At 33.3% G+C, this 24,498-nt stretch carries 23 protein-coding genes; 17 read left to right on the top strand and 6 right to left on the bottom strand.

Features of this window, described 5'->3' with window-relative positions; all coding sequences use genetic code 11:
- Positions 1-119: 119 nt before the first annotated feature.
- On the bottom strand, positions 120-3,560 hold the full coding sequence (locus EG814_RS04065) for a methylmalonyl-CoA mutase family protein (RefSeq protein ID WP_125719192.1): 3,441 nt from the start codon (positions 3,558-3,560) through the stop codon (positions 120-122).
- Positions 3,561-3,850: 290 nt separating this feature from the next.
- Here EG814_RS04065 and EG814_RS04060 point away from each other — a divergent pair, with 290 nt between their 5' ends.
- From EG814_RS04060 to purU, 4 genes are all read left to right on the top strand, one after another.
- A complete protein-coding gene (locus EG814_RS04060) occupies positions 3,851-5,419 on the top strand; it encodes a L,D-transpeptidase family protein (protein WP_125719190.1) in 1,569 nt (522 codons plus the stop codon).
- 278 nt (positions 5,420-5,697) lie between these two features.
- On the top strand, positions 5,698-6,039 hold the full coding sequence (locus EG814_RS04055) for a hypothetical protein (protein ID WP_125719188.1): 342 nt from the start codon (positions 5,698-5,700) through the stop codon (positions 6,037-6,039).
- A 302-nt stretch (positions 6,040-6,341) separates the two neighbouring features.
- Positions 6,342-7,061: a DUF4197 domain-containing protein gene (locus tag EG814_RS04050; RefSeq protein WP_125719186.1), complete on the top strand. Its 720-nt coding sequence runs from the start codon at positions 6,342-6,344 to the stop codon at positions 7,059-7,061.
- 95 nt (positions 7,062-7,156) lie between these two features.
- Entirely contained in the window at positions 7,157-8,011 is an 855-nt protein-coding gene (gene purU, locus EG814_RS04045) for a formyltetrahydrofolate deformylase (protein WP_125719184.1), read from the top strand.
- Between the two features lie 175 nt (positions 8,012-8,186).
- On the opposite strand, the gene EG814_RS04040 is transcribed toward purU, so the two are convergent.
- From EG814_RS04040 to pyrF, 3 genes are all read right to left on the bottom strand, one after another.
- Positions 8,187-9,680 (bottom strand): catalase, encoded by a 1,494-nt coding sequence (locus EG814_RS04040; RefSeq protein WP_125719181.1) that lies wholly within the window; start codon positions 9,678-9,680, stop codon positions 8,187-8,189.
- Between the two features lie 904 nt (positions 9,681-10,584).
- Positions 10,585-11,385 (bottom strand): ABC transporter substrate-binding protein, encoded by an 801-nt coding sequence (locus tag EG814_RS04035; protein ID WP_125719179.1) that lies wholly within the window; start codon positions 11,383-11,385, stop codon positions 10,585-10,587.
- Positions 11,386-11,549: 164 nt separating this feature from the next.
- Positions 11,550-12,377 carry an orotidine-5'-phosphate decarboxylase gene (pyrF, locus tag EG814_RS04030; RefSeq protein ID WP_125719177.1) on the bottom strand — a complete coding sequence of 276 codons (828 nt, stop codon included), beginning with the start codon at positions 12,375-12,377 and terminating at the stop codon, positions 11,550-11,552.
- A gap of 296 nt (positions 12,378-12,673) precedes the next feature.
- On the opposite strand from pyrF, the gene EG814_RS04025 reads away from it, so the two are divergent.
- From EG814_RS04025 to EG814_RS03980, 10 genes are all read left to right on the top strand, one after another.
- Positions 12,674-12,859, top strand: coding sequence for a CsbD family protein (locus EG814_RS04025; protein ID WP_125719175.1), 186 nt, complete (start codon positions 12,674-12,676; stop codon positions 12,857-12,859).
- A 157-nt stretch (positions 12,860-13,016) separates the two neighbouring features.
- Positions 13,017-13,568 carry a helix-turn-helix domain-containing protein gene (locus EG814_RS04020; protein ID WP_125719173.1) on the top strand — a complete coding sequence of 184 codons (552 nt, stop codon included), beginning with the start codon at positions 13,017-13,019 and terminating at the stop codon, positions 13,566-13,568.
- A 21-nt stretch (positions 13,569-13,589) separates the two neighbouring features.
- Complete coding sequence (locus tag EG814_RS04015; protein WP_125719171.1) at positions 13,590-14,039, top strand: response regulator; 450 nt, start codon at positions 13,590-13,592, stop codon at positions 14,037-14,039.
- 10 nt (positions 14,040-14,049) lie between these two features.
- On the top strand, positions 14,050-15,834 hold the full coding sequence (locus EG814_RS04010) for a sensor histidine kinase (RefSeq protein ID WP_125719169.1): 1,785 nt from the start codon (positions 14,050-14,052) through the stop codon (positions 15,832-15,834).
- A gap of 268 nt (positions 15,835-16,102) precedes the next feature.
- Positions 16,103-16,669, top strand: coding sequence for a DUF4142 domain-containing protein (locus EG814_RS04005; RefSeq protein ID WP_125719167.1), 567 nt, complete (start codon positions 16,103-16,105; stop codon positions 16,667-16,669).
- 41 nt (positions 16,670-16,710) lie between these two features.
- On the top strand, positions 16,711-17,358 hold the full coding sequence (locus EG814_RS04000) for a porin family protein (RefSeq protein ID WP_125719164.1): 648 nt from the start codon (positions 16,711-16,713) through the stop codon (positions 17,356-17,358).
- Positions 17,359-17,388: 30 nt separating this feature from the next.
- Positions 17,389-17,541 carry a lmo0937 family membrane protein gene (locus EG814_RS03995; protein WP_125719162.1) on the top strand — a complete coding sequence of 51 codons (153 nt, stop codon included), beginning with the start codon at positions 17,389-17,391 and terminating at the stop codon, positions 17,539-17,541.
- Positions 17,542-17,600: 59 nt separating this feature from the next.
- Positions 17,601-17,885 (top strand): YtxH domain-containing protein, encoded by a 285-nt coding sequence (locus EG814_RS03990; RefSeq protein WP_125719160.1) that lies wholly within the window; start codon positions 17,601-17,603, stop codon positions 17,883-17,885.
- 48 nt (positions 17,886-17,933) lie between these two features.
- Complete coding sequence (locus EG814_RS03985; protein WP_125719158.1) at positions 17,934-18,293, top strand: hypothetical protein; 360 nt, start codon at positions 17,934-17,936, stop codon at positions 18,291-18,293.
- Between the two features lie 31 nt (positions 18,294-18,324).
- A complete protein-coding gene (locus EG814_RS03980) occupies positions 18,325-18,702 on the top strand; it encodes a hypothetical protein (RefSeq protein WP_125719156.1) in 378 nt (125 codons plus the stop codon).
- 346 nt (positions 18,703-19,048) lie between these two features.
- Here EG814_RS03980 and EG814_RS03975 read toward each other — a convergent pair whose 3' ends face one another.
- Both EG814_RS03975 and prfA read right to left on the bottom strand, forming a co-directional pair.
- Positions 19,049-20,380, bottom strand: a complete 1,332-nt coding sequence (locus EG814_RS03975) for a DUF5723 family protein (RefSeq protein WP_125719154.1) — start codon at positions 20,378-20,380, stop codon at positions 19,049-19,051.
- Positions 20,381-20,703: 323 nt separating this feature from the next.
- Positions 20,704-21,780: a peptide chain release factor 1 gene (prfA, locus tag EG814_RS03970; protein WP_125719152.1), complete on the bottom strand. Its 1,077-nt coding sequence runs from the start codon at positions 21,778-21,780 to the stop codon at positions 20,704-20,706.
- 329 nt (positions 21,781-22,109) lie between these two features.
- On the opposite strand from prfA, the gene EG814_RS03965 reads away from it, so the two are divergent.
- From EG814_RS03965 to EG814_RS03955, 3 genes are all read left to right on the top strand, one after another.
- On the top strand, positions 22,110-22,649 hold the full coding sequence (locus EG814_RS03965; protein WP_125719150.1) for a hypothetical protein: 540 nt from the start codon (positions 22,110-22,112) through the stop codon (positions 22,647-22,649).
- A gap of 121 nt (positions 22,650-22,770) precedes the next feature.
- Entirely contained in the window at positions 22,771-23,331 is a 561-nt protein-coding gene (locus EG814_RS03960; RefSeq protein WP_235830903.1) for a hypothetical protein, read from the top strand.
- Positions 23,332-23,644: 313 nt separating this feature from the next.
- Positions 23,645-24,232 carry a hypothetical protein gene (locus tag EG814_RS03955; protein WP_125719148.1) on the top strand — a complete coding sequence of 196 codons (588 nt, stop codon included), beginning with the start codon at positions 23,645-23,647 and terminating at the stop codon, positions 24,230-24,232.
- Positions 24,233-24,498 lie beyond the last annotated feature (266 nt).

The following is a 24,498-nucleotide window of genomic DNA, read 5'->3' as shown; positions in this document are numbered from 1 at the left end:
CTAGCTAAGCTAATAGAAAATAAAGCTAAGAAAACACAAACAAAAAACCTCCCATTTACATGAGAGGTTTTTTCATATTGATTAAACGTCCGCTAATTTCGGACAGTTGAAATGTACTTCTACATATTCCTTCTATACTGCCCGCCAACTTCAAACAACGCCGAAGTAATCTGCCCTAACGAACAAACCTTTGTAGCTTCCATTAAATAATCGAATAAGTTTTCGTTTTTAATGGCGGCTTCTTGTAATTGGTTTAAATGCTCGTTTACTTTTGCTTCGTGGAAATTATGCAGGTTATCCAGCATCGTAATCTGGTATTGTTTTTCTTCTTCTGTAGCACGAATTACCTCAGCCGGAATTACCGTTGGCGAACCTTTTGAACTCAAGAAAGTATTTACGCCCACAATAGGGAAATCACCGTTGTGTTTTAAGGTTTCGTAATACAAACTTTCTTCCTGAATTTTAGAACGTTGGTACATCGTTTCCATTGCACCGAGAACTCCGCCTCTTTCTGTGATTCTGTCGAATTCTTGTAATACAGCTTCTTCAACCAAATCAGTTAATTCTTCGATGATGAACGAACCTTGAATTGGATTTTCATTTTTGGCTAAACCTAATTCTTTATTAATAATTAGCTGAATTGCCATTGCTCTTCTAACTGATTCTTCTGTTGGAGTTGTTATCGCTTCGTCGTAAGCATTCGTGTGCAATGAATTACAGTTGTCGTAAATCGCATACAAAGCTTGCAAAGTGGTTCTAATATCGTTAAAATCAATTTCCTGCGCGTGTAACGAACGTCCAGAAGTCTGAATATGGTATTTCAGCATTTGAGCTCTTTCGTTGGCTCCGTATTTCAATTTCATGGCTTTTGCCCAGATTTTACGTGCCACACGACCAATAACCGAATATTCAGGATCTACTCCGTTTGAGAAGAAAAACGATAAGTTTGGTCCAAAATCGTTGATGTTCATTCCGCGGCTCAAATAATATTCCACGTATGTGAAACCATTTGAAAGCGTAAATGCCAATTGCGTAATTGGGTTCGCTCCCGCCTCGGCAATATGATATCCAGAAATCGAAACCGAATAGAAATTACGAACATTCTTCGTAATAAAATATTCCTGAACGTCTCCCATTAATCGAAGTGCAAATTCGGTTGAGAAAATACAAGTATTCTGTGCCTGATCTTCTTTTAAAATATCGGCTTGAACCGTTCCGCGAACTTGAGATAACGTTTTTACTTTTATTTCGTTATAAACGTCCAAAGGTAAAACCTGATCTCCCGTTACACCCAAAAGCATTAATCCTAAACCATTGTTTCCAGCAGGAAGATCGCCTTGATATTTCGGTCTTTCGATTCCTTTGGCTGCATATAATTTGGCAATTTTAGCTTCAACTTCTTTTTCTAAACCATTTTCTTTGATGTAAATCTCACATTGCTGATCGATTGCGGCATTCATAAAGAAACCTAAAAGCATTGGTGCAGGTCCATTTATCGTCATACTTACAGACGTTAAAGCATGAACCAAATCGAAACCTGAATATAATTTTTTAGCATCGTCCAAACAGCAGATTGATACTCCAGCATTTCCAATTTTTCCGTAAATGTCTGGACGCAAATCTGGATCGTTTCCGTATAAAGTTACACTGTCAAAAGCAGTAGAAAGACGTTTGGCTGGCATTCCTGCACTTACATAATGAAAACGTTTATTGGTTCTTTCTGGTCCGCCCTCTCCCGCAAACATTCTCGACGGATCTTCGCCTTCACGTTTAAACGGATATAATCCCGAAGCAAACGGAAATTCTCCAGGAACATTTTCTTGTAAATTCCAACGCAGAATATCTCCCCAACCTTCATATTTTGGTAAGGCAATTTTTGGAATTTGCAAATGCGATAAACTTTCAGAATGTGTCGCAATCTTAATTTCTTTATCGCGAACTTTAAAACTGTAAACCGGATTTTTATATTTGTTGACTTTTTCGTCCCAATTCAGGATAATTTCCCAATTGTACGGATCTAAATCCATTTTTACTTTATCAAACTGATTGAGTAAAAGGTTTAAAAAGATTCTGTTTTCGTCGTGTTCCTGAAATCCTCCAGAGAGAACAGTCGAATCGTCGATTCCTGCTTTTGTAATCTGTGGCACTTTACCAGAAACCGATTCTATGGTTTTGAAAATTCCGTATAATTTCTGCGCTACTTTTTGCTGAGCAATTGATGTTTCGTCATAATTTCTATTATTCTCAGCAATTTCAGAAAGATAACGTGTTCTTCCGGGCGGAATCACAAATATCTTTTCGCTCATTTCTTTCGTGATTTCAAATGTCGATTTCAAATCAGAATCGGTTTTTTCTGCCACTTTATCCATGATCGCTTTATAAAGCGTGTTCATTCCCGGATCGTTAAACTGAGAAGCAATTGTTCCAAAAACGGGCATTTCATCAGGATTTTTATCCCAAAGATTATGATTTCTCTGATATTGCTTTTTAACATCGCGTAAAGCATCAAGCGCGCCACGTTTGTCAAATTTATTTAGCGCTACTAGATCGGCAAAATCCAGCATATCGATTTTCTCCAATTGCGTTGCAGCTCCAAATTCTGGCGTCATTACATAAAGTGAAACATCTGAATGATCCATAATTTCGGTATCAGATTGTCCGATTCCAGAAGTTTCCAGAATAATCAAATCGTATTTTGCGGCTTTTAAAACCTGAATCGCTTCGGCTACATATTTAGATAAAGCCAAATTTGACTGACGCGTAGCCAACGAACGCATATAAACTCTCGGATTATTAATGGCATTCATACGAATTCTGTCTCCTAAAAGCGCTCCTCCCGTTTTTCTTTTCGAAGGATCAACAGAAACCAATCCGATTGTTTTTTCTGGAAAATCTATCAAGAAACGACGAACCAATTCATCAACCAAAGAGGATTTTCCTGCTCCACCCGTTCCTGTAATTCCTAAAACTGGAATTTTAGACGTAGTGTTATTTTCGTGAATTTTATCAAAAACTGGTTTTGCAATTTCAGGGAAATTTTCGGCCGCAGAAATTAAACGCGCAATGGCAGTTGGCACTTTATTTTCGATATGATCGATTTCTCCGTTCAATCGATCTCCAATCGGGAAATCGGCACGTTGTACCAAATCATTAATCATTCCTTGCAAGCCTAAAGAACGACCATCGTCTGGAGAATAAATTCTCGTAATACCATATTCATGCAATTCTTCGATTTCGCTAGGAAGAATTACTCCGCCTCCGCCTCCGAAGATTTTAATGTGCCCTGCTCCTTTTTCGCGAAGCAAATCATACATATATTTAAAGTATTCATTATGCCCGCCTTGGTAAGAAGTCATTGCAATAGCATTGGCATCTTCCTGAATGGCGGTATTCACTACCTCCTCAACACTTCTGTCGTGACCTAAGTGAATTACTTCTACACCCGTAGATTGGATGATACGGCGCATAATATTGATGGCAGCATCATGTCCGTCAAAAAGCGAAGCAGCAGTAACAATTCTTACTTTATTTTTAGGAATATATGGTATTTGTTGTTCCATTTTATGAATATGATAATTTTAAGCGACCAATGTACAAAATATTTTAATATTCGTTTAAGACTATAGCTTTATGTTAACAAAAATAAATCGATTTCGTAGGCTTCGGGGCTAACAATTCTGCTAACTAACTGATATACTTAAAGAAAGCTTAAAGACATGGCAATTTCGCAACATTTAAATAAAATATGAAAACGTCTTCTGAGTACTTGTAATGTAATTTAGCATTGTAGAAAAGCCCCAAATTTTTACCAAAAACTTACGTAAAAAGTAATAACGTAAAAATTAAAAAAATGAGAACATTTTATTCATTCACCGTAATTTTAAGTTTGAGTTTTTTTGTATTTTCTTTTAACAAAATTGAAAACAAGAATTATACACATAAAGCTTCAAATAATTTAACCGTTTACCACAATAATTCAGATGATGTAAACGAAGTTTCAAATGATTTCTTTAAAAGATATAAGGATTTGAAAAAATACAAATCTGATGTAATGTCGTTGTACAAAAACAGAGATTTAGGAACAATCTGGTTTGACGAGGACGAAATCAGCGAATTTGGTTCTGCTTTGTATGAAAAAGCAAAAAAAACAAATGATTTAATAATTCCGTATCAAAAAGAAATTGACCAATTATTTAGTTCATCATCAGATCAAAGTACACTTTCTCAAACAGATGCAGATATGCTTTTGAGTTCTTTGTATGTGGTTTATACTAAAAAAAATAATGCTGATAAGAAAAGATTAGCTTATGATGTAATGCTGAAAGATTTTTTAAATTACAGCACATTAGAAGAAACAGCAACAGCTGATGCAGCTGATGCAAAAGTAGAATACGATCAATATTACAAATTGCAAGACGTTCTAAAAAAATATAAAAAATTAGAAAGATCTAGCAAATGGAAACCAATTGTTCCAGCAGAATCTCCATACAAAGAGTTACGTCCAGATGCAGTTTCTAGTACGATTGCACAAGTTAGAACGCGTTTGTATTTATTAGGAGATTTGAAAACCGATTCTAAAAGCGACGTTTACGATCGTGAATTGATGGATGCCGTAATGAAATATAAAGTTCGTAATGGTTTTAAACCCAATTACATTTTAGCAGAAGAGCATATTAATGAAATGAATATTCCACTAGAAGACAGGGTTGCCACTTTAAAACTGAACATGGAAAGATGTCGTGAAATTGGTGCCAAAATTGCTGCTAGCGATGAGTATGTTTTAGTAAATGTACCTTCATACGAAATGATTTATGTAAAAAATGGAAAAGTTCAATTGACATCGCCAGTATTTGTTGGAGCGCCTTTAACCAAAACAACCATTTTTAATGGAGAAATTGACAGAATCGTTTTTAGTCCGTATTGGACAGTACCACAAAGTATTGTACAAAATGAATTGAAATCTAAAATTGCTGCAGATCCAAATTATCTTGCTGAGAAAAACATGGAAATGGTAAACGGTCAAGTAAGACAAAAACCAGGACCTGACAATTCTTTAGGATTAGTAAAATTTATGTTTCCAAATTCTGATGACATTTACATGCACGATACGCCTTCTAAAACTTTATTCGATTTTGAAAAAAGAACATTCAGCCACGGATGTATCAATGTGAAAATGGCTAAAGAATTAGCTGTTGCAATGTTGGCAGATTATCCGGAGTGGACACAATCAAAAATTGATAAAGCAATGGCTGGTAAAGTAGAAAACAGTTTTAAGCTGACTAAAAAAGTACCAATTTACATTACTTATTTTACTTCGTTAGTAAATGAAAATGGAGAAATTGGCTTCTTTCAAGATGTTTATGAAAGAGATGCAGAATTAAATAATTTATCTACATCGCAAGCTGTTTCTTCAAATTAATAGCAAACTTTTACTTATAAACTATAAACGTTATTAAATGCAGAATTGCATTTAATAACGTTTTTTTTATTTTACTGCGAACCTTATCTATCCTATAAATAATTAAGTTTTATAAAAAAAGACCAAACTCGTAATCTATTTATTACAAATACAGAGAATTAATTCAAAAATAACATAACTTATTAGTTTTTAGACTTTTAGAGGTCAAAAAAGAAAGCAAACCGACGGACATTTGCATCATAATAGTACCACTGATTTTTTAATTAAAATTAATTCTCATGAAAACAGAAAATATCGAAGGATTAACACTTTTTGAAATAAACTTATTAATTCAGCAAGGCGGAAAATTTGTAATGTTTCCAAATCTAATGACAAAAATAAAAAGTTACACTATTTATTTTGTTCGTCCTGAAGAAAAAACATTTAAGTACGCGTTAAAACATTTCTTAAAAAACATTAAGGTCGGCTGGCGTTCAATTCCGTTAAGACCATTTTATGTTTCAAAATCTTTATTCTATTTAGCGATTGGAGGTAAAGATTATACTCACAATATATTGGCTGATTTAAAGCAGATTAATCCAATTTACAATCCCAATTTATATTGCTTGCAATACGTATAGCCGCCTTTTTTGTCCCTAAAAATCTTAGTTATATTAGTTTGTAAAAAGTAAGCAGAAACTAAGAGCGTAATCAGGAAATCCTACATCTTGAAGTAAAAACGCTTTTAAATTATCTGTTCGTCTTGATACAAAATCGAAAATCGTCTTATAAAAAATTATAAGGCGATTTTTTTTATAAATAATTCACAACAAACAATAAAGCGTTATTGTTAATTATAAAACAAATTTATATCGCTGCCTTAATAAATTTGTGGCGTTATTTTTGAATAAGTAGTATTTTTGAAACTTAAATAAAACCCATAATGAAAAAGATTTTACTATTAGCCGTTACATTTTCGCTTACATCTTGCGCAGAGGTACAACAGACTTTAAATCAATACCCACAAATATCTTCTCAGATTCCAGGTATTGGAGGTGTTGATATCGCTTCTGGACTAAAAGAAGCGCTTAATAAAGGAATTACAGAGCAAGTAAGTAAATTAACTGCTGTAGATGGCTTTTATAAAAATCAAGCTGTAAAAATTTTGATGCCTGAAGAATTGCAACAAGTTGATGCAGCGTTGCGTAAAGTGGGCTTAAGCTCTCTTGCAGATGAAGGAATTAAAATGCTGAATCGCGCTGCTGAAGATGCTGTAAAAGAAGCTACTCCTATCTTTGTTTCGGCTGTAAAAAATATGACTTTTACAGATGCTAAAAACATTCTTTTAGGAAACGACAATGCCGCTACCAATTATTTGCAAAACAGTACCACAACTGCTTTGTACGGAAAATTTAACCCCGTGATAAAAAACTCTTTTGCCAAAGTAGGTGCCGATGCTGTTTGGTCAAAGATTATAACAAAATATAACACTATTCCATTAGTAAAAAAAGTAAACCCAGATTTGACTGACTATACAACTAATCAGGCTTTGTCTGGAGTTTTTAAAATGATTGCTGTTGAAGAAAAAGATATCCGAAATGATATTTCTGCTAGAACAACGCCTTTATTGCAAAAGGTATTTGCTCTACAGGATAAGAAGTAATTTTTAAGCTGCTAAGTTTCTAAGAGCCTAAGTTTCTAAGAAAAACTTTGAGTCTTAGTGCCTTTGTGGCAAACAAAACTAAAAAACCAACCAAAATGCAAAAAATAACCATCCTAATTCACTGTAAAGACCAAAAAGGAATCATCGCATCAGTGACAACATTTATTGCTAAAGTTGAAGGAAATATTACTTACATTGACCAACACGTTGATGTTGAACAAAATGTTTTTTTCATGAGATTGGAATGCGAGTTTGCAAATTCTCAAATTACTATTGAAAGCTTTAAAGAAGATTTTGATAAAACTCTTGCTTCCAAATTCAATATGTCCTGGGACGCTTACAATCAAGAACAGAAACCTAAAATGGCTTTATTTGTTTCTAAATACGACCATTGTTTATTTGACATTTTAGGACGATACAGTGCTGACGAATTAGGAGTCGAAATCCCTGTTATCATTAGCAACCATAATGATTTGCGATCTATTGCCGAGCGATTTGATATTCCGTTTCATTATGTGCCTTTTACAAAAGACAATAAAGAAGAAGGCGAAGCTAGACAAATTGAACTTTTGAAAAGATATCAAATCAATTTTATTGTTTTGGCGCGTTATATGCAGATTGTTACTCCCAAATTAATTTCGCTTTACGAAAATAAAATCATCAATATTCATCATTCGTTTTTACCTGCTTTTCCGGGAGCAAAACCATATCATTCTGCTTTTAAGCGTGGTGTAAAAATTATCGGCGCAACGAGTCATTATGTAACAGAAGAATTAGACGAAGGTCCGATTATTGAACAAGATATCGCAAGGGTTTCTCATATTCACTCTGTAGAAGATTTTATCATGAAAGGCCGTGATCTAGAACGAATAGTTTTAGCAAGAGCAATTAAACTCCACGCCGAAAGAAAAACTATGGTGTATAGTAATAAGACGGTGGTTTTTTCTTAAACTAAGTAACAAAGGTTCAAAGTGACAGAGAGACAAAGGTTATTGACTGACTTTAAATCTCTTTTTAAAATATAAAACCCGATAAGTTTTTACAAACTTATCGGGTTTACTTTTATAATTCAGTCTAAACTTTGAACCTTTGTTACTCTGTCACTTTGAATCTTTTAAAAAAAATTTATCGAGCAACAATCGCCAGTCTTGGATCATCAAAAGCGTTGACTTCATCCATTGTCATTCCTAGAGCGTTTGCTACACCTTCTCCGTATGCTGGATCGGCTTTATAGCAGTTTCTGATGTGGCGAACCTGAATAAATTTCTGTGCTCCACCAACTTGTCCAGCTGTATTTTTAAACAACAATTGTTTTTTCTCAGGAGTTAATAAATTGAATAATAAACCTGGCTGAGTGAAATAATCGCTATCGTCTTCTCTAAAATTATGTGCATAAGCATCTCCATAAATTGCTAATGGCGGTTCTTTTAATTCTGGCGTATCTTGCCATTCTCCAAAACTATTTGGCTCGTAATGTTTACGGCCTCCATTATTTCCGTCAACACGCATACCTCCATCTCTATGGAATGTATTGTAAGGACATCTTGAAGCATTTACTGGAATTTGATAATTGTTTACGCCTAAACGGTAACGGTGTGCGTCACCATAAGAAAACAAACGTCCTTGCAGCATTTTATCTGGAGAGAAACCAATTCCAGGCGGCACGTGCGCTGGGTTAAAAGCAGCTTGCTCTACTTCTGCAAAATAATTTTCTGGATTTTTATTCAATTCGAATTCTCCAACTGGAATTAGTGGAAAATCTCCTTTTAACCAAACCTTAGTTAAGTCAAATGGATGGAAACGATATGTTTTTGCCTGCTCTTCAGACATGATCTGTACAAACATTTTCCATTTTGGAAAGTTTCCTTCTTCAATAGCATCAAATAAATCTCTTTGATGGCTTTCTCTGTCTCGTCCTACTAATAAAGCCGCTTCTTCGTCAGACAAGTTCTCAATTCCTTGTTGCGAAACTAAATGGAATTTTACCCAATGTCTTTCATTTTGCGCATTAATAAAACTAAAGGTATGGCTTCCAAATCCATGCATTTCTCTATACGATCTCGGAATACCTCTATCACTCATTACGATTGTAACTTGGTGCAAAGCTTCTGGTAATAAAGTCCAAAAATCCCAATTGTTATCAGCACTTCTTAAATTGGTTTTTGGATCACGTTTTACAGCATGGTTCAAGTCAGGAAATTTCATTGGGTCACGGAAAAAGAAAACTGGCGTATTATTACCTACCAAGTCCCAATTTCCTTCGTTTGTGTAAAATTTCATGGCAAAACCACGTATGTCTCTTTCGGCATCAGCAGCACCTCTTTCTCCTGCAACGGTCGAAAATCGCACAAACATTTCTGTCTTTTTACCAATTTCAGAAAATAAGTCTGCTTTTGAATATTTGGTAATGTCGTGTGTAACAGTAAAAGTTCCGTAAGCACCAGAACCTTTGGCGTGCATTCTTCTTTCCGGAATTACTTCTCGGTCAAAATGCGCCATCTTTTCTAAAAACCAAAAATCTTGTAATAAGACGGGACCGCGAGGGCCTGCTGTTTGAATGTTTTGATTGTCTGGAACGGGAGTTCCTGTTGCGGTTGTTAATTTTTTGTTTGATTCCATTTTGCTGATTTTTAATGTTTTATCAAATATACAAACTTATTCTTAGCATATTCATAAACAAAATTGATTGTTATTATATTTTAATAATCAAAAATTATTTTATAGTGCACAAAGCTCAAAACAGCGATTAGACAAATCTTAACTTATGACCAACAAAGTAATAACAAAACCTTAACAGCATAAGATTGATATATGTCGGACATTTGTAATGTAATAAACTGGTTATTTATTATTTTGGTTTTGGTTAGTTAAATGATGCCGGCGTCTTCGAGATGCCGGCATTCTTTTTTTATATAAATCCTTTCAGAATATATTTAAATTCCAAATGAAAAATTCCAAATTCCAATGTTGGATTTTGGAATTTTAAAATATTGGAATTTTTTCCCAATATACATTAACTTATTTCCAACAAAGTAATAACAACACCTTAACAGCATAATGTTGATTTATGTCGGACATTTGTACTGTAATAAACTGGTTATTTATTATTTTGGTTTTGGTTAGTTAAATAATGCCGACGTCTTCGAGATGCCGGCATTCTTTATTTATATAAATCCTTTCAGGATATATTTAAATTCCAAATGAAAAATTCCAAATTCCAATGTTGGATTTTGGAATTTTAAAATATTGGAATTTTTTCCCAATATACATTAACTTATTTCCAACAAAGTAATAACAACACCTTAACAGCATAATGTTGATTTATGTCGGACATTTGTATTGTAATAAACTGGTTATTTATTATTTTGGTTTTGGTTAGTTAAATAATGCCGACGTCTTCGAGATGCCGGCATTCTTTTTTATCTGAAATTCCAATAATTTTAAATCAAATTCCAATAAATAAATTCCAAATTCCAATTTTTACTGTGCGGAAAATTGGAATTTGGAATTTATTTATTGGAATTTATTTTTTCAAACGTTCGTGGAGTAATTTAAAATATGTAAAAGCCTTTAAAAGTCTGCTTCCATGCCAAGAGAACATTTCTCCGTCTACGAAAATGGTTTTAGCATGATGTGTAAATCTGCCTATTTCAAAAGCATCTTCTTCTGTGAAAGGGTAAGGTTCAGACGAAAGAAAAACAATATCAGGATCGCCTTCAAGACGCATTTTCTTTAACTCGATTTCAGGATAACGGCCTTTGTCTTCGTAAATATTTTTAAAATGATTCAGTTTTAGCAATTCATTTATATAGGTATCGTTTCCTGCAACCATATAAGGATTTTTCCAAATAAAATAAGCGGCTTTCTTTTGCTTTATATTTTCGATATAATTTTTGAAATCGCTCAAGGCGAAAGCCAATTTGCTATTCCATTTTTGCGCTTCAGTTCTGCAATTGAATAATTGCCCAAAATCTGAAATCATTTGGAAATTATCTTCTATTGTCACAATGTTTGTTACCCAAACTGGACAAATTTCGCTTAACTGATTTACGATTTCTTCTGTATTTTCTTCTTTATTGCAAATAATAATATCTGGTTCAAGAAGCTTTATTTTCTCAAAATGAATCTTCTTTGTCCCGCCAACAATCTTTTTGGTTGATTTAAAGTGAAACGGATGAACACAGAACTTCGTTATTCCGATAATTTTTGCTTCGAGACCTAAATCATATAATAATTCTGTCTGCGAAGGAACTAACGAAATAATGCGTTTTGGAGCATTTTCAAAGGAATGAATAGTTCCTAATTGATCTGCGAATTGTTTCATTTATTTTGTTTCATGTTTCATGTTTCAAGTTTTTGGGATCAATTTAACCGCAAAGTTCGCAAAGATTTTTCGCAGGGGTACGCAAAGAAAAATACTTTGCGTTCGTAGCGTAAACCTTTGCGAACTTTGCGGTTAAATTACGTTCAAAGTAAGAACTTGAAACGTTAAACCTGAAACTTCAAACTAATAATCTCTTCCATTTCTTGCTGCACTTTCAAAGCTTCTTCTCTAGCCTTTTCAGCAAAATCAGTTCCTTTAGAAGCATAGATAATGGCTCTTGCCGAATTTACCAAAAGCCCAACCTTATCGTTCATTCCGTATTTGCAAACTTCAGATAAACTTCCGCCTTGAGCGCCAATTCCAGGAACGAGTAAGAAACTGTCTGGAACAATTTTTCTAATTTCTGTAAAATATTCTGCTTTTGTTGCTCCGACTACGTACATTAAGTTTTCACTGTTTTTCCACGTTTTAGATGTCTCTAAAACTTGTTTGTACAATTCTTGTCCGTTTGTGTTTAAAGTCTGAAAATCGAAAGCGCCTTCATTTGAAGTCAATGCCAACATTATTGTATGTTTATTTTCGAAAGCCAAAAAAGGCTCTACAGAATCTTTTCCCATATAAGGAGCAACTGTAACACTATCAAAATTCAAATCTTCAAAAAAAGCTTTGGCATACATGCTAGAAGTATTTCCGATATCACCACGTTTGGCATCTGCAATCGTAAAAATATTAGGATAATTTTCGTTGATATAATTGATTGTTTTCTGCAAAGACATCCATCCTTTTATACCGTAAGCTTCAAAAAAAGCTGTATTTGGCTTGTAACCAACTGTTAGATCGTGTGTAGCATCAATAATAGCTTTATTAAATTCAAAAATCGGGTCTTCGGTTTCTAATAAATGCTGCGGAATTTTTGCCAAATCAGGATCTAAGCCAACGCATAAAAATGATTTTTTTTGAAGAATTTGTTCGTGTAGTTGTTGTGTTGTCATATTGTGTTTTGCTTGTGCGGCAAAATTACAAATAATATTATTTAGTTTCACGTTTGCGGTTAGCTGCTTAGTGCTTAGCTGTTAGTCCTTAGCTTTTTTTATTCTCTAATCCTTAGAATTTGATATTTAGCATTAAAAGCTAGTTATAATATTAAAAGCTCAACTAAATACTAACAGCTAAGCACTAATCACTACCGAAAAAATGAAAATTATGAAACAGTCTTAAAAATAAATGTAACAAAAACCTTGGCGAGAATGCGCAATTTTACAATACAAATAAATTAAAAAGAGATATCATGAATTCGACAGAAATAAAAGGAAACTGGAATGAGTTAAAAGGGAAATTAAAGCAAAAATATGCTGAATTGACAGATGATGATTTGATGTTTGCTGAAGGAAAAGAAGACGAAATGTATGGAAAGCTTCAGCAAAAATTAGGAAAAACTAAAGAAGAGTTTCATCAAATCCTGTCAGATTTGTAAATCCTTGCAACTCAATCAGGGAAATACCGTCTAGTAAAACTATTAGACGGTATTTTTTTGAAAAAATTATTTTAAAATCACATTTACTTGTAATTCTATATCATTTAAAAGCTAAAACACCAAATAAAATAAGTATCTTTAACCAAATTTCTATATAATGAAACTATTTATAAAGTTCGACATTAACACCATTTGCTCTCTTTATTTAAAACAAAACCTGGAACAAAACAATATAAATTTTTCTACTCTAGGATTTGGCGAAATTGAGATTGAAGACAATCTTGATGCCGAAGCACTGGAGAAGTTAAAAACAAATTTGGCTCCTTGTGGTTTTGAAGTAGTTGAAAATCAAAAAAGTGTATTAGTCCAAAAAATAAAAGACGCGATTATCGAGCTTGTATTTATGGATGATAGTAATAATTACAAAAGTTCTGTATTTTTGGCTGAGAAGCTCAACCACAGTTACGGATATTTATCTAATGTTTTCTCTGAAGTAACGTATTCTTCTATAGAAAATTTTATTATTTTGCAGAAAATTGAAAGAGCAAAACAGCTGATTATTATCAACGAAATGAGTTTGACCGAAATTGCTTTTTTACTAAATTACTCGAGTGTAGCACATTTGAGTACGCAGTTTAAAAACACAACCGGAATTACGCCGTCTGCTTTTCAGAGAATTATTAAGAAACGAAGAGAGAATTTAAAATAAAACCTAAATACCGCGATCAAAATGCAAAAAAACGCATTACACATTTTATTGGCTGATGATGATGAAGATGACCGTCTTTTCTTTAAAGATGCTTTTGAAGAAATAAAAATACAAACAAATGTAAATTTTGTTCATGACGGAATGCAATTAATGGATCATCTAATGAACCCAGACAATAAACTTCCAGATATTTTGTTTCTAGATTTGAACATGCCTAAAAAAACAGGGAAAGAATGTCTTATTGAAATCAAAAAAACGGATCATTTAAAAGATATAATTATTGCTATTTACTCTACATCTTCTTCTGAAGAGGATATTGAAGATACTTTTATTCAAGGTGCAAATATTTACATCAAAAAGCCTAGCGATTTCAATACATTGAAAAAAATAATAAATGAAGTCGTGACTGTCAACTGGCATTATCATACCTCTGGACTTAACCGTGATAATTTCTTGCTGCGACTAAAATAAGAGCATACCAATGAAATGGATACCAAATTTTAATTCTTCAAACTCTTTGAGAGTTATTTTTGTAATCGCAGTTTTCATTCTGTTATTTCTCTCATCAATTGCTTACAAACACAACCAGGACTTGAATGAATCGAGCAAACTGGTTATGCATACTTACGAAATCAACATTCAGCTCGAACGATTAATGTCGGCTATAAAAGATGCAGAAACGGGCCAGCGAGGATATATTATTACTCGTAATGCCCGTTTTTTAACTCCCTACATCTACTCGAGAGATAAGGTAAATACATCTTTTATTAACTTAAAAAAGTTAACCGCCGATAATCCGCAGCAACAGAAAAACCTTCATAGACTTTTCAAACTCATTACACAGCGTTTCGTTTCTTTTGAAAACTGTTTAAAATACAGCGATCCAAAAACTTACGACAAGAGAAAACTCGACAACCATATGTTTGGCGGAAGAATCTTGATGGAAAATATCCGTTTTAAGGTTGATGAAATGAACGACATCGAAAAAGAATTCTTGAAGAAAAGACTCAAAATTTATGATTCTGAAATCTCTCTGAGTCCGCTGTTTTCTATTTCTTTATTTCTAGTCGCTTTGAGTTTTATCTTATTGGCTTACCGCCAAATTAGCCGTGATTTTGAGCGCTTAAAAGTATTCAACAAAAAACTCTTAATTTCAAGCGGTTTAATTTCTGAATCTGAAAATATTGGAAAATTTAGCACATGGCAATGGGATTTAGATTCTGATAAAATAGATTTTTCAGACAATCAATTCCAATTATTAGGTCTTGAACCAAGATCTTTTGCTCCAAATAAGGCAACACTTATTAAATATGTTCATCCAGATGATAAAGAAGCTGTAGCCAAAGCAATAGACGGAATTTTAGACAAAAAACATCTTCCGTTTGTGTATTATAAAATTATACGTCCCGATTTTGAAGTGCGTTACTTTAAAACAACAGGAAAATTAGTAACGGACCAACAGGGAAGCAAAATTTTACTTGGAATTAATTTTGACATAACAGACGAACATCTTCTTAATATCGAACTTCAGGAACGAAATAAAGAACTGGAAAAAAGCAATAAAGAACTTGCCTCTTTTAACCACGTAGCAAGTCATGATTTGCAGGAACCACTTAGAAAAATACAGACTTTTATTTCTAGAGTTTCGGATGCTGACAAAGAGGTAATGTCTGAAAGTGGTAAAAATTATATCACTAAAATAGAAAGTTCTGCAAAAAGAATGCGCGTTCTAATAGACGATCTTCTTTTGTTTTCTAGAACGAATACTACCAAGAAAGAATTTATTAAAGTAAATCTAAATGAACTTCTGAATAATGCAGAATCTGAACTGGCAGAAATAATTGAAGAAAAGAAAGCTATTATTTCGGCTCCAAAACTTCCTAAACTTTCTGTAATTCCTTATCAGATTGAGCAGCTTTTTATCAATTTAATCGGAAACTCATTAAAATACAGTCAGCCTGGTCTTAGACCTGAAATTTCTATTTCTAGCGAAAAAGTCAGTGCTTCGGATTATCCTGAAATTTTGGAACAGTCGGTAAAGAAATTTCATAAAATTACTTTTTCAGATAACGGTATGGGATTTGACCCGCAGTTTAAAGAAACTATTTTTATTCTTTTTCAGCGTCTTCATTCCAAAACAGATTATCCTGGAACTGGAATTGGTTTAGCGATCTGTAAAAAGATTGTTGAGAATCATAAAGGTCATATTACAGCCGACAGTATTTTAGGTAAAGGATCTGTATTTACCGTCTTTCTTCCCGATTAAAAAAATTAATTCCAAACCTATATTAGGATTGGAATTATTATAAGAATAAAAACCTTTCCAAATTATACCCATAAAAAAAGAAATTATAGTAAAACTGTAATTTCTTTTTTTTGCTTCAACCAAAAAAACCTCTAAAGCATTGATTTTAAAAGGACAAAACCGAAATATAAGCGTATTATGGGAATTATATAACGTTTCATTTTTATGCTGTAAAGGAAAATCTTTCATTCGTTAGCATCTTTGTAATGTAATACTTTATGAAGTAATAATGAAAGTAATTCATGCCACGAAGACTGTTTGTTTTAAAGTCTTTTTTTCATTCTTTTTAGTTGTTTGCATCACATCATGCAGAAAAGTTAATCCGATTGAAAAAACTTTGAAAAATCAGGCTTTTGCAAAAAATGAAAGAGAAGAAACAGAAGTCTTTTTTTTTATTTCGTCGGCGAATATTAGCAAATCTATTATTTCAAAAAGTCAAATTGCACAACAAAAAAGTTCAGATATAATTGTTCAGGAATTAAGCAAAAGAATTGAAGTTCAAGAAAATCAATTGTTAGAAGAACTTAACAAAATGGCCACATCTAAGCTCATTGTCATTACCGAAATTAATGCCACTCATAAACGAGACCTGTACAACCTTATTGATGCAAGTGGCAGTGAATTTAATACAATCTATTTGGATGCCATGACAGAAGCGATAAATGACCAGATTGAACTGCTCCAGACTATTTCTAGAGAAACAAACGACAAGAAAATTTTAGAATTCGTTCTTAGATTTTTGCCAGAACAATATAAACTCTTACGAGAGACTGAAAGAATAAAGAAACAAAATTAATAAAAGCCTATTTATCTAATCTATTAACTAAATTAATTATTATGAAATTACAAGCCAATTTTTTATGCGCCTTAACACTTTTTTTATCAGCATCATTTGGAGTGCTGCACGCTCAGGACAATAATGTAAATACCGAATTCGGGGTAAAAGGGGGATACAACATGTCTAACCTAATCGACAGCGGTGATGATGTAAACGACAACAATATTTTATCTGGTTTTAATGCCGGTTTTTATGCCACACTTCCTGTTTCAGATTTTGTAGCCATTCAGCCAGAGCTTTTGTTTACAACAAAGGGAGCTAAACTAGAATATAATGCGGGTCCTTTTGAAGGTGATGCTAAATTCAGACTTAATTATATTGAACTTCCATTACTTGTTAGAGTAAATATCACAAAGAACTTTAATGTTCATGCTGGGGGTTATGCTTCTTACTTAGTAAGTTCAAAAGTAACTGGAGATGGATCATTTGAAATCAATGAAGAAATTGACAGAGACGATTTAAACAAGTTTGATGCAGGTATTGCTGCAGGTGTTGGAGTTGATTTTGATCCAATCAGTATCGGAGTTCGTTACAATTATGGTTTAACAACCGTTGGTAAAGAAAGAACTGTACTAGGAGAAACTTATACTTTTCCTGACGTTAGAAACAGCAACTTGACTTTATACATGTCGTATAAGTTAAACTAAAAAAATATTAACCACTAAAATAAAAAAACCATGTCAAATTTATTATACACCGTCGCAGTGATTCTCGTGATACTTTGGGCCCTTGGGTTCTTTGTTTACAGTTTCGGAAGCATTATCCATATTCTATTGGTAATCGCCATCATTGCAGTTTTACTTCGACTAATTAAAGGTCGAGAAATTTAAAAATTACAATTATTAAATCAACAAATTATTAATATTAATCCATTTAAAAATTATTTATTATGAAAACTAGTAGCACAATTTTAGGAATTTTAGGAGCCGCAGCGGCGGGAGCATTCATAGGTGTTTTATTTGCACCAGACAAAGGATCAAACACAAGAAAAAAAATTAAAGATAAATCAAAAGATTACGGGGATAACTTGAAAACGAAATTTGATGGTGTCGTAAATAAAATCACTTCAAACGGTAAAGATATTATCGAAGAAGGAAAATCTAAACTTAACCAAGTGAAAGATGATTTTAATACAATCAAAGATGACGTTAAAACAGTAAAATCAAACTATTAATACGTTTATATTAATTAGTGAAATTTTCAAACCATAAAACCCTATATCATGGAACCAAATGCAACAACAAACGAGGACTTAAATCTTTATGAAAAAGCTGAAAACTATGCTAAAACAAGTTTAGAATTATTAAAACTAAAAACAGTATGTTCAGTGGCTGATGGTGCAGCATCATTGGCATCTAAGATAGCGATCGGAATTGTTGTTGCATTTTTTACTTTGTTCTTGAATATTGGGATTAGCTTATGGATTGGAAAAGAACTTGGAGAGTATTACTACGGCTTTTTTATCATGGCGCTATTTTATCTTATTGTAGTGGTTGTTGTGGTAAAATCACATCATAAATTGATTAAAACTCCGATTGGAAATACTATCATTTCGAGTATTCTAAAAGAAACTAAAAAATAAGATTTAATTTATTAATACCAATAAAAAGACTATGGAGGCTATTTACAATATTGATCAATTAAATCGAAAAATTGAGGAATTAGAAATTCGCCAGGATGCAGAATGGTGCCAAATAAAAGACCATATTGATGACATTAAGGAAAATCTAAAACCGATAAACCTAATTCGAAATACGGTTGAAGAAATTAACGAAACTGTTGGTTTTAAAAGCCATTTGGCGCAATCGGTAATTAGTATCGGAATTGGCTATATCGCCAAAAGATTTATCGTCGGAAAAGGGGACTCAATGTTCAAGGGCATCTTAGGCTCAGTCATTCAGCTTATCGTAACGAATCTGGTTTCGAAACCTCATAGTGAATCTTCTGAAGAAAACGAAGAATCATCACAATATGAACCATCTAGAGAGTAATTTGTTAACTTAATTTATATATTATGGAAAAGTTTAGCGAAATAATGATAAAAAATGGTGTATACGTTTACTCTAATCTATATAAATGTTTTGAATATACGAGAGTATTTCTAGGTGTCTAATTTTCATCATACGTTTTTGGGGAAACGATTGATGAAAATTCACCTAATCACTATATATTTTTTTAAGCTTCTAAGATACTGAGGCGCTAAGGTTCTAAGTTTTTTTATTGATTCTTCGAATCTTACTCTTACTATCTTAAAAAAAGAGCATCTACAAAGTAGATGCTCTTTTTTTTAAATAAGCTTGACAGCTTAGAAGCTTAGCGCCTCAGTACCTTAGATGCTTATCTATAATCCTGATAAATCGGCAACTTCAGACCTGCGTAAATATTGCAAGCTTTTGATGTATTGGAAAACAAATTAGAGAAAAGAGTTCCAGAACCGATAAATAACGGACCTGCTCTAAAGCCTGCTCCCACTGTTGTTCCGCTGTATTGCATGTGCGTTACAGGAACATAGAAACTAAATTGTCTTGTTTCGTATCTTGGTGTAAAAGTTACCGAATTCGCAATTGCAGTTCCGTTTATTTTTTTGGCATCTACCAAACTGAAATCACCGCTTAGATTTAAGTAAAATCTCTGATTGATGTTCCAATCAAAATTGGTATGCAAAGCCGTCGGAAGATTGGCTTTTAACCCTTTTCTAGAAGATACTTTAGTATAATTTGCATCAAAAAACTCAAAAATATCTTCGGCATCTTCAATATCTTCTTGTGTCACCCTTCCATTTACATTATAAGTATTCTCGACAATATTGTTGTAGTTTATTTTCCCAATATCTGTTACCGATGCTGCTGCCTTAAACTTATAGCGGTTTCCTTGGCAAGTATGGCAGTTGGTACGATACTCGTAAGTAAAGCCTAGATCCAGTCCTACTCCAGCCGAAGTTGCGTCAAACGTTGGATCATCGCCATTTTCATAATCATAACTTGCAGCTGTTCTTATTGTTCCTGTTGAATAATATTCGCTTAGCGTAGGGTCAGCGTCATTTTTGTTGAAAGCCACGCTTAAATCATTTCCGTTAATATAGCCGTTAACTCCAGCCATTAGATATTTTAGAGTAAGACCACCTTTAACAAAATGATCGTCGCGATCGAACAAAACCGTTGCATAACTCGCTCCAATTTCAGCCCAAGAATTTGTAACCGCATTCGGATTTCCGCCTGAAATTAAAAAACTTTCCGAAACATCGATATCTTTGTTCACCTCATCAATAAGCTGTCCATTTATACCAATCATGTTGGTAACACTTCGTACACGTGTAAAAAGCGCCACACTGTGTAAAGGAGTAATATTGAACATTACAGAAGGCCCCATAATATCGATATTAAAATTTCCTCTATTGTTCGATTTAAAATTTTTGCTAGCTTCGGTATCCAAATCGTAACCTCCGTCTAGAACATTAGCAAAATTAATTCCGTACAAATCATTCTGTCCTGTTCCACTTGCAGAAGCAAACGTTACATCGGCTCTGTATTTAGAATCCACGATATTGGAAGGATTAAATAATGCAGATTGAATTCCGGCATAGTTATCATCTCTAAATCCGAAATACGATTGCGATCGCGCATAAAAAAAGCTTCCAAAGAAGCAAAATAAAAGTAAAGTTCTCTTCATAACTAAAAATTGATTGGTTGGTTTATTTTAGAGTTTCTGAAGCGCTAATATACTATCCCAAAACTTTGTGAATGCATTTTTTAAGTTATTTTTTTAAGTTTTCTTTAACATTTTAAAATTCTTAAGAAAAAACTTTCCTTACAGAATAGTAAGTTCCTAAGATTCTTATAGCAAAGTTTTGGAACTATTTTTTCTCAAGGCACCAAGATAAAATCCCAAGATTTTGAAAATAAAAAAGCCGAACAAATGTTCGGCTTTATATCACAATCTAAGAAAACTTAGAACCTTAGTATCTTAGTACCTCAGCACCTAAGAAGTTTACGTTAGTAAACTTCCGAAGCTTCCTTCAATTTCTCCATATTATTAACCAACTGAAGCTCAGCAACGATTTTCTGAATATCACCATTCATGATATTTCCTAAATCGTAAAGTGTAAGACCAACTCTATGATCGGTTACACGACCTTGCGCATAGTTGTACGTACGAATTTTAGCCGAACGGTCTCCAGAACTAACCTGAGAACTACGTTTTTTAGCATCTTCTTCCTGCTTTTTGGCCAATTCCATTTCGTATAAACGAGAACGTAATACCATTAAAGCTTTATCTTTATTCTTGTGCTGCGATTTCTCGTCCTGACATTGCGCCACCAATCCTGTTGGAATGTGCGTTAAACGTACAGCCGATTTCGTTGTATTTACCGACTGCCCTCCAGGACCAGACGAACAGAAGAAATCGACACGAACATCGTTCATATCAACCTGAACATCAAACTCCTCCGCTTCTGGCAACACCATAACCGTAGCAGCCGACGTATGCACACGACCTTGAGTTTCTGTTTGAGGAACACGCTGCACACGGTGAACACCCGCTTCAAACTTCAAAGTTCCGTAAACATCCTCTCCAGTAACTTCAAAAATAACCTCTTTGAAACCACCCGAAGTACCCTCGTTCATATCTACAACAGAGGTTCTCCACCCCATGCTTTCGCAATATTTAGTATACATTCTGAATAAGTCACCTGCAAAAATACTCGCTTCATCTCCACCCGTTCCGGCACGAATCTCCACCATCACGTTTTTAGCATCTTCAGGATCTTTAGGAATCAGCATAAATTTGATTTCATCCTCCAATTCTGGCAAACGATCTTTAGCTTCATCCAACTGCATTTTAGCCATTTCCACCATTTCAGCATCACTACCGTCAGCAATAATTTCGTTAGCCTCATCGATATTTGCCAAAACAATAATGTATTCTTCTCTCTTTTCAACCAAAGCCTTAATACTTTTATATTCTTGGTTGAGCTGCTTATAACGCTTCTGATCTGAAATAACATCCGGCTGAATAATCAAATCCGAAATCTCATCAAAACGCTGCTTTACATATTGAAGTCTATCTAACATTTTCTTTTCCTTTATTTGGACTGCAAAATTACAAAATATTTATCGAAAATTCTAGAATTGATTTTTTGTGTTTTTGGAGGGGGAAATTTAGTGGAATTTGGGTTGTTTTTAGGAGCTTTTTCCTGTCCCGATAGCTATCGGGACTATATCTTTTTAGGCACAAGTCTTGGTTTTAATTAAGAAATTTTCGTTTGCCTAAAAAGGATGCCGCTTCTATCAGGGCTAGGGTTTTGGTTTTCATAAGATGGTTTACGGTTTTCCGTAATGTAATTAGACTTTAAGTAATTAGTTTTGAAAAACATACTAAAACAACAATCACAACTTTACACATGAAAAAACTATTTGCTCTATTCTTATTACTTTTTGCAATAACACAAAATCATTCTCAACCTAATAATTCTGTAGCACGCCAATTTATTGAGAACGCAGAAATCTTGCAATTAAATAAGGATTGGAATATAAAAGCCGAATTTACGACTGGATTAAAAGAAGTGTTGGTCTTCTTTCCTGTTGAGGCAATTGATTTAAAATCAAACACAAAAATTAAAGCATTGCAAGTGGAAATGGCATTAGCCGAAAATTATTTTAAATCCTCTTGGATTGATTTGAATGAAGTTAATGAATTTATATTATTTATCGAACAATATGTTATTCCAAATCTTAAAGATAAAACTGAAAAGAACCAATCAACCACTTATATATTTAATTCTAAAGAAATAACATTTAGTTTTCATATTCAAAAAACCTCTCGAAGAATATCAATATATCTTAAAGATAATGGTCTTACAGATTATAGACATTATTTCTGGACAGAAACACAAGTGAGCAAAATTCCTGAATTGCTTATGATGCTGAAGGCAATTAAATAAATCATTTCGTTTTCAGAATAATCAGGTGTTTTTACGCGATAATATTTTTAAATTAAAAACGATGTTTGTTAGTAATTTAATTATCAATCAGTATCCAATATTTAACATTAAAATTCAGCAAATGGGAAAAATAAAATTACTAAATCTTTTAAAAATATTGCCTCTAATATTCTTTACCTTTCTATTTGTTGAATGCAAAAAGCCCGATAATTATGACACTCAAGAATACTCACTTGGTAATTTTGAAGAAGATGGCTATCCTGATGGAACTTATTGTGCAGAAATTGATTACTATTATTCAGAAACTGGTACAAGTTCAACATATACCTTACTTGTTGAAATTGAAAACAATGAATTAACTGTAATTCATTGGCCAAATGAAGGTTGGCTCGATGATTCACATTTTACTCCACCAGATATTTCAAATGGTGAAGCTTCATTTACTAGCGATGAAGGCGTTGACTATACAATTAGAATTATTGGAAATGAAGAAAACTGTTCGACAAGTTCATCTGCAACAACTGAAGATGAACTAATTCAGCAAAAAGAAAATGAAGAAGAGGAATACAGAAAAAGAGAGGACGAAGAAGCTGAATATCAAAAAAAACAATTGGAGGAAGAGGAGGAGAAAAGAAAACAAGAGGAAGAGGAAAGTAAGCAAGAAGAAGAAAATATTGAATAGAAAAACCTATACTTTAAAACAATTAATTTATGCGTTATAAAGGTTTTTTTTTAATACTCTTTGTTATCCCGATTATCTTATCAACTAATAAAATTTTTGCTGGGCGTTGTAGCGGTTCAAGTAGCTGCCATGCTTGTACAACTTGCAGCTCATGTAAATATTGTAATAGCGGAGGAAGTTGTCGGGTATGCAGTGGAGGTGGCGGTCTTGGAAAGTTAATATTATATGGTGGTGGAGCTCTTATAATATATTCATTATTTGATAAAAAATCTCAAAAATAAATTTTAAATCCTAAACTCTAGATTCAAAAATTATGAAAATTGAAAAAATCATTGGAATATGCACTTCCATCATTCTCTTATTTATTTTATTCCACTTATCTCTATCTTTCACAGATTTTGATCTTGACACAAATGTTGCAACAATATATATTGAAATAATTAATGCATTGATAATTATCATACTTACAATCCAAGTTTACCATTACAACAAAAAAAAAGATGAATTGGATTTCAAAACAAAAACTCCATTAATATCAATTAGCCAAGAAGAATACAGTTCTGAATATATAATTCAAAATATAGGAGGAGGCCCAGCTCTAAATGTTAGAATTTTAAGTGATTTAGATACAGAAAACAAATTTTGGAAAAAAAACCTTATTGGATATGATTTATTCGGGAATAATTCTTTCAAATTAGACTATGAAAACAAAGAACAATATTTAATTACTTACAATGACATATATGGTGATTTGTATTATTCATATATGAAAAATAACCATCTTCAATTTGGTAGCTTAACATCCTCTAATGAAAAGAAAGTATCGAATAAAATTCAAAAAATGTTGACATATGAGAAACAAGTAGAAGATTTTTCAAGTAGACATACACCTTCTGTCTAACTTACAAAATTAACGCCAGCTTTCCGCTGCGCGAACGTCTCCGACTTCGCGCCCGTTCCAATATTCTACAAAATAAATTAAATACAAGAATGGATTATCTTTGTGGGTACGAAGTCGGGAGACTTCGCACAGCGACGAAATTGTGGGTACGAAGTCGGGAGACTTCGCACAGCGACGAAACCCGAGCTCCCGTTAGCGCGGATTTGCAATCCGTACCCACAACAGTATAACACAATATAAAATCATCACATACAAAAGCTACAAAT

The sequence above is a fragment of the Flavobacterium ustbae genome (genome assembly GCF_003946915.1).
Classification (GTDB): domain Bacteria; phylum Bacteroidota; class Bacteroidia; order Flavobacteriales; family Flavobacteriaceae; genus Flavobacterium; species Flavobacterium ustbae.
Note: the sequence above shows the minus strand (reverse complement) of the source record. Positions and strands in the feature narration are given on the sequence as shown.